This is a genomic window from Thermomicrobium sp. (assembly GCF_053493975.1).
This window is the reverse complement of record NZ_JBRBZA010000021.1, coordinates 1-6,710: the sequence shown is the minus strand read 5'-3', so window position 1 is coordinate 6,710 and position 6,710 is coordinate 1. Positions and strand designations below refer to the sequence as shown.

Annotated in this window: 3 protein-coding genes and 2 pseudogenes; 3 read left to right on the top strand and 2 right to left on the bottom strand. The window is 66.6% G+C overall.

Features of this window, described 5'->3' with window-relative positions; translation table 11 throughout:
- Positions 1-792: 792 nt before the first annotated feature.
- Complete coding sequence (locus ACWIVK_RS04470; RefSeq protein WP_448575377.1) at positions 793-2,502, bottom strand: NERD domain-containing protein; 1,710 nt, start codon at positions 2,500-2,502, stop codon at positions 793-795.
- Between the two features lie 832 nt (positions 2,503-3,334).
- Positions 3,335-4,729: a dipeptidase gene (locus ACWIVK_RS04465; protein ID WP_448575376.1), complete on the bottom strand. Its 1,395-nt coding sequence runs from the start codon at positions 4,727-4,729 to the stop codon at positions 3,335-3,337.
- Positions 4,730-4,855: 126 nt separating this feature from the next.
- On the opposite strand from ACWIVK_RS04465, the gene ACWIVK_RS04460 reads away from it, so the two are divergent.
- The 3 genes and pseudogenes from ACWIVK_RS04460 to ACWIVK_RS04450 all read left to right on the top strand — a co-directional run.
- A complete protein-coding gene (locus ACWIVK_RS04460; protein ID WP_448575375.1) occupies positions 4,856-6,205 on the top strand; it encodes a peptidase domain-containing protein in 1,350 nt (449 codons plus the stop codon).
- Positions 6,205-6,270 (top strand): annotated as a pseudogene (locus tag ACWIVK_RS04455) (zinc-ribbon domain-containing protein); the annotation flags it as partial. The gene ACWIVK_RS04460 and the pseudogene ACWIVK_RS04455, both read left to right, overlap by 1 nt.
- Before the next feature lie 213 nt (positions 6,271-6,483).
- Positions 6,484-6,710 (top strand): annotated as a pseudogene (locus ACWIVK_RS04450) (hypothetical protein); the annotation flags it as partial.

The window sequence follows — 6,710 nt, the reverse complement described above, 5'->3', positions numbered from 1 at the left end:
GGGCGAGTTCGCGACCGAAGAGGAGCTGGGCCAGCTGGCGGCGCAGGTCGGGGTCGTGGCGGATACGGTCGAGCAGCTGCTCGAGGAGGTGGTCGATGGCCATGTGTGGCAGGCGTCCTTCCTGGTGCCGGGAAAAACCGGCCTCGCGCAACTAACCGGTAAGTGTACTAGACCCCGTCGCTCGTGATCAGGTGCCCGTCGCATTCGGACTGACCGGAGAACATCGAGCGACGATGACGTGTTCTATCCCAGGGGAAATCGGTGCTCAGATGGCCGTCTCTCGAGATGCAGGTAATGTTCGCCGTGTCGTGGACCGAATGCCAGTGGGCTCGTTCCTGATCTCTGTTATCATCGTGCGGTGGCATCTTGGTCAGTCGCGCGGGATGCGCCCGCCCTTCCGGCCTGGAGATCCGCTGCGGGGTCGGCGCGCGCTCGAACTGGCGCCATCGCGCCAGTACTGCGCCTCGGCCAGGCACCATCGACATCGCTCCCGGTCACCTTCGCGCGGCAACCTGTGGCGGTGATCGCGGAGACTCCCTTCTCCTCCCTCGCCACCACCGACCGAACGCGACGACTCGTCTGGAGGCGCGCTCGGGCCAAAGCTGCTTCGCCGAGAAGCCACGACCGATCGAACATGCCGCAGACGACCCATTTCTGCCTCCGGCGGGTTTCATTTCGCCCGACACGCGGTGCAGGGTCTCGGTGTCGCTACTGGCGGGTGATGTCGGGCGCACTCGGTAGCTTTCCGAGGGCGATCAGGTGTGGGTGGATGCAGGAGCCCCGGTCGACCCGTCAGAAGTCGAGTTCGACAGGAAGCTGCCCGAGGACGATCAGGTGCGAGCGGGCGCGTGAAAGCGCGACGTACGAGAGTTCGTCGACCCGCTGACGTGCCAGGTCATCTACCTCGGCCAGGATCACGACCGGCGATTCCAACCCCTTGAACGCATGGATGCTCGAGACGCGCACGCGATGGTTCGCCTGCTCGCGATCGTCCGTCTCCCACGTCAGTTGCCAGCGCCCCGCGATCCACGTCTTGTCCCGCAGAGCACTGCGCTCTCGGCTCCGCGGTGTCAGGATCACGACATCGCGGGGCTCGATTCCTTCTTCCTCCAACAGTCGCCGCAGCCGGTTGGAGAGTGTCTGCAGCAGGCTCTGCGCCGTGACGGGCACTTCTTCGACCTCTGGGCCATCAGGACCGCGGAAGACAGGCTCGATGCTTCCACGATAAAAGGGGCGAAAGCGCTCGAAAATCGGCCTCGTGTTGCGGAAGACCTCGGCAAGGACATAGGGTTCCTCGACGATCGGAAACTCGAGCTGCCGGGAGTCCGTGTAGAGCGTCTGGTTATCGTCATAGAAAATGTAGAGGAGGCCTTGCTCCTGGTCCGCCATCGCCTCGAGCAACGCGATCCACCAATCCGTCAGGAAATCTTGCCCCTCGTCGACGATGATGGCATCGAAGCGGAGCTCAGGCAGTTGCTCTAGAGAGTCGATCAAGATCTGTGGTGCCTGCTCTTTCCAGAAGCGCTCCACCTCTCGGGGATCACCTGCTGGCGGTTGAAACGGCGTGCCGGTTCGCTCGCAAAGCTCCCGCACGAACCCGTGGAAGTGAGTCACGACGAGAAGCGGTCGGTCACCCTCGAACAGCTCGGTTGTCTTCAGCGCGTCCGTCAAAGTGCGACGCATCCACCTGCTCAGATTGCGGTTGAAGCAGGTCAGCAGGACGCGGTTCCCCTGCAGCGCCAACTGCCGCGCCTTCTCGATGGCCAGCATCGTCTTTCCCGATCCTGCCGGCCCGACGATCCGCGCTCGGCGGTGCCGCTCCAACAAGCGGAGCACGGCGAATTGTCGCTCGGTGAGTTGAACGATCTCCTCTTCTGCCTCCTGAACGAGTCGCCCGAGCCGCGGTTTCCGCACCTCGATCGTCGGGCTCAGTGCATCCACCAAGGCCTGGATCGCGGCCGGAGCCAAGGGACCCTCCGGTCGCGGTCCGCCCAAGGCTCGGCGAATCGCCCCATGCAGCCCGGTCAGCGAGCGGTCGTCGAGCACGATGTCCGGTTCGACGTCAGGACCCAGCCACTGCTGTCGAAGTGTCACATCGGGAAAGATCACCGCATGCCGGATCGGATAGTCGAACAGCTTCGTCCGAGGGCCTTCCTTCAGTTTCCGGGCCAATGCGTAACGAGTCCGCCGCGCTTGCTCGATCGGGTTCCCGATCGGATGCTCGTCCCCGCGCCGGTCCAGCGAATACCATTGCCCGGTGCGTGCGTCCCGCCGGATCCCCCCTCCCTTGACTTCCAACACCAGCACACCGCACTGCGGCTCCACGATGATGAAGTCGGCTTCCGCATCGATCTCGTCCGACCCGTCGCGCACCAACAATCGGACCGCGAAGAGAACGAGGCACGCATCAGGCAGCTGGTGAGCCAGGGCGCTGTAAACCAGACGCTCCGCATCGCTTTGGAAGCTGCAGTAGCGCGGGAACTGCGGATACATCGTGGCCATGAGTCGACTCCTACCCAAGCGATCCGCGCTGCCGGCACGGCTGCGGAAACCAGTACACGAGCCTTCGAACGACCTGTCGAGGAGCGAACGGCTGGCGCGCAGCCCTGACGGACCGCTCGACTGACCCCACCCTGATCCGAGCGCTCTCCGACCATCCAATCTCCAGCGATCGCTTCTGCCGTCGAGCGCGCTCCCTGACCCGAGTCGCCTCGCGAGCTCCGCTCGTCGCTGGCCGACCTTCGCTTCGCGGCAGCGAACGGACCGGCCGCTCGCTGTGCTCCACCGGTCGTCGTTCTTCATTCCCGAGGAAAGCCGCTGCTCGCGCGCTGCGCCGTCAGCCGCACGCGGGTACTGGTCGATGAGCCGTCTCCACCCGCTCGGTGCAGTCCAGCTCTCGCGCCCTCCGTTGTGCTCCTCCGTCGCCTCGCCAGTCTGAGCGCATCGGGGCGGCGGCAGGCTCGGCCGCGATCGTGTCTCTCCAGGCAACGCGGCGTCATGGCCCACGAGACACCTGTGCCCTCGCGAACGATGGGCGACGCCCTCGTCTCGCTTCGTCGGTCGCGCGACCAGGCTGACTGCTGCGGCCGTGCCGCTGATGCCTGTTTACCGTCCGGCCTCGCTGACCGGAGGACCGTGCCGAACAGCACGCGGTACCCTTCGAAGCGTCCGCACCGAGAGCGCCCATCGACGGTGGTGATCCGCGCTCGCTGTCGGCTGACAGCGCTGCCGAGCGGCTCGGCGCTTGGTCTCCTCCCGCGCTCGAGGGCTCCGCTCGTCCCGCTGTCGTATCCGGTCGCCCACCTGGCGCAGCGCACCGGCTCCTAGCGACGGATCAGGCCCGGGACATGACGGTCGCCAGGCGCGGGAGCAGGCGCACGTAGCCGCGCGCCATCGTCCGGAAGTCCTCCAGCCGGTACGACTCGTTCGGCGCGTGGACGCGGTTGTCCGGCATCCCCCAGGCGAAGAAGAGCATATCGGCCCCGAGTTCGCGCTGGAACACTTCGGCGACAGGAATCGTCCCGCCGACGCGGGTCATCAGCGGCTCCTTGCCGTACAGCTCGCGCAGTACCGCGCGCGCGGCTGCCAGCGCTGGATGATCGCGCCGGATCGCGAACGGACGGGCTGACCCCGGGAAGCGCGTCACGCGCACGTCTGCCCAGGGTGGACAGTGCGCCTGCACGTGCCGCTCGATCAGCTCGAGGATCTCTTCCGGATCCTGGTCCGGCACCAGCCGGCAGGTGACCTTGAGATGCGCCTCGCACGGCGTGACCGTCTTGATCCCCTCACCCTGGAAGCCGCCCCAGAACCCGTTGAGGTCGAGCGTCGGTCGTGCCCACGCCCGCTCCAGCGGCGTGTAGCCCGGCTCGCCCCAGAACGCCTTCGCGCCCACGTTGGCCAGGAACTCGTCCGGATCGAACGGGACGGCGGCGATTTCGGCCCGCTCCTCCGGCGTCAGTTCCCGTACCTTGTCGTAGAAACCGGCGATCGCCACTCGTCCCTCCGGTGTGTGGAACGTCGCGGCCAGCTGCGCCAGCGTCTGGACGGCGTTGGCGATCACCGCCCCGTACTGGCCCGAGTGCATGTCGGTCGCGGCCGTGCGCAGGTCGACCTGGCACGCGCAGATCCCTTTGGAGGAGAGCGTCAACGACGGCTGGTCGTGTCCGTACATTCCCCCATCGGCCGAAATCACCACGTCGCACGCCAAAAGCTCGCGATACTGCCGAATCGCCGCTGCCATGCTCGGCGATCCGATCTCTTCTTCCCCCTCGAGGAAGAACTTGAGATTGACCGGGGGTCTGCCGATAATACGGACCAGAGCCTCGATCCCGCAGAGCGCGGCGAAGAGATTCCCCTTGTCGTCCGAGGCGCCGCGGGCATACAAGCGACCGTCGCGCAGCGTCGGCTCGAAGGGTGGCGTCTCCCAGAGTTCGAGGGGATCGGGCGGCTGCACGTCGTAGTGTCCGTACACGAGCACGGTGGGCAGCGAGGGGTCGACCGGCCAATGGCCGAAGACGATCGGGTTGCGCTCCGTCGCGAGCAGGCGCACCTCCGGTACACCGATCGCCCGCAGGCGGTCCGCTACCCAGGTAGCCGCGCGCTCGACATCGGCCTGATATTGCGGCAAGGCACTCACGCTCGGGATCCGCAACAGATCGCCGAGTGCCTGCAGGTGCTCCGCTTCGTGGTCCGCCAGATAGCGATCGCATCGCTGGACGAGATCCTCCATCGCCGACCTCCTTTCTGCACCGCAGTATCGCACTCCGTGCCCGTTCCTGCAGGACGGGAACCCCTGTGTTCCCGTCGCTCGACGATCCTGGTCACGAGTGGTCGACTGGTCCGAGAGGGGAGGACGATGCGTTCACGCTGGTTCGTCACGACTCTGCTGCTCGCGCTGCTCGCGACGCTGCTCGCTCCCGCGCTCCCTGCGGGCGCCCAGCGACCCGGTCTCAGCGTCGCGTTCTGGCGTACCTGGGCGCGGGCCGATCGCCCGGTCGCCGAAGGACGTGCGGCCCGCACCTGGATGTGGGGCCCGGCTCCCATCACCCACGTACTGGTCGAGGAGTACGACGAAGCGACCGACTTCGAGAGGGACGTCCTCGGGGTCCGCATGGTCCAGTACTTCGACAAGACGCGCATGGAGATCACCGATATCGGTGCCGACCCGGTCAATCCCTGGTACGTGACCAATGGGCTGTTGGCCAAGGAGCTGATCACCGGTCAGGTCCAACTCGGTCACAACCGGTTCGCCCGAGTTCCCGCAGCCCGCGTCCCGGTCGCTGGCGACCTCGACGATCCGAACGCCCCGACCTATGCCAGCTTCCAGCCGCTCATGGGGTACCAGCCCCTACCGGTCGGTATGACCGTCATCCAGACCGTCGACCGCAACGGCACCGTCGGGGCCGACCAAGCGCTCGCCCGCTACGGGGTGACCGCTGCTGTCCTGGTACGGGAAACGAATCATACGGTGGCCAGCGTCTTCTGGGACTTCATGAACGCGCGCGGTACGGTGTACAGCGACGGCGCCTTCCGGGAGGATCGCCTCTTCGAGAATCCGTTCTACGCTACCGGCTTCCCGCTCACCGAGGCCTATTGGACGACCGTTCGCGTCGGCGGTGTCCCCAAACGCGTCCTCGTCCAGGTCTTCGAGCGCCGCGTCCTCACCTACACGCCGGACAATCCACCCGGCTGGCGGGTCGAGGCGGGCAACGTGGGACTCCATTACTACCAATGGCGCTACGGCCAGCTCGGTGAGCAGCCGGTCACCTGGGATACGACCCGGCCGGAGGAGCTCCCCTACTACGACGCCATCATCCCGACCGTCTTCCCGCTCACCGCAGGACTCCAGCCGCTCGCGGCCCTGCTCCAGAATCCTGCTTTCGATTCGCCCGGTTGGCGCGCGGACATCGAGCGCCGCTTGATCTTCCTCCAGGACTGCGCCCGAGCCATGCGCGAAGCCACACCACCGCCGACGCTCTCGGCGTTCCATTCCGAACTGATGGTTGGACTCGAGCTGGTCGAGCGCGGTGCCGGCCGGATCCGTCGCGCGCTCGAGACCCGCGATCCGGTGCTCCTCTGGCAAGGTCGCGACGATATCGCAGCTGGCCTGCGAGTCTTCGCTGCTGCCTTGGAGCGCTACGAGGATCAGCTCCGCGCTGGAGCGGAGTCTGCGCCGATCGTCTTCGTCGGGGAGGAAGGTCACTGATGCGTTGCGACGCTTGCCAGGCTCCCGTACCAGCTGAGGCACGCTTCTGTCCAGCCTGTGGTCGACCCGTGCCTCGACCGGTGCCCACGCCGGACACGGCCACGCTTCCCCTCACCGCGGGCAAAGCAGCTAGTGATTCCGCCGTCAGCGCCGATGGTTCGCTGCCCGCGCCGCCCGAGCCGACGGGACAGCTTGGGCCTGACTCGCCGCCAGCTCAGCCGAGCCCACAGCCTGAGTCCGTGATGTCTCGCTCCTCCGCCGCGTCGGCGAGTGCGCCGATGCCCGGCCGGAACCGCACCGTCACCTTGCTCGGTATCCTGAGCGGTCTCCTGCTGCTCGCCCTCGTCGCCGGTGGGACGCTGGCGTCCGTCGAGCTCGATCGCCGCCACGCCCGCGAGCGTGCTCTCGCCGAGCAGGTGACTGCACTCTCCCAGGCCAACCGCGATTTCCAGGCGCAAGTGCAGTCCCTCACCGGTGAGCGCGACCAGTTGGCGACCGAGCGTGA

Coding starts and splice junctions, on each gene's coding strand:
- ACWIVK_RS04470 (WP_448575377.1), bottom strand. CDS start 2,502: ATGGCCACGATGTATCCGCAGTTCCCGCGCTACTGCAGCTTCCAAAGC.
- ACWIVK_RS04465 (WP_448575376.1), bottom strand. CDS start 4,729: ATGGAGGATCTCGTCCAGCGATGCGATCGCTATCTGGCGGACCACGAA.
- ACWIVK_RS04460 (WP_448575375.1), top strand. CDS start 4,856: ATGCGTTCACGCTGGTTCGTCACGACTCTGCTGCTCGCGCTGCTCGCG.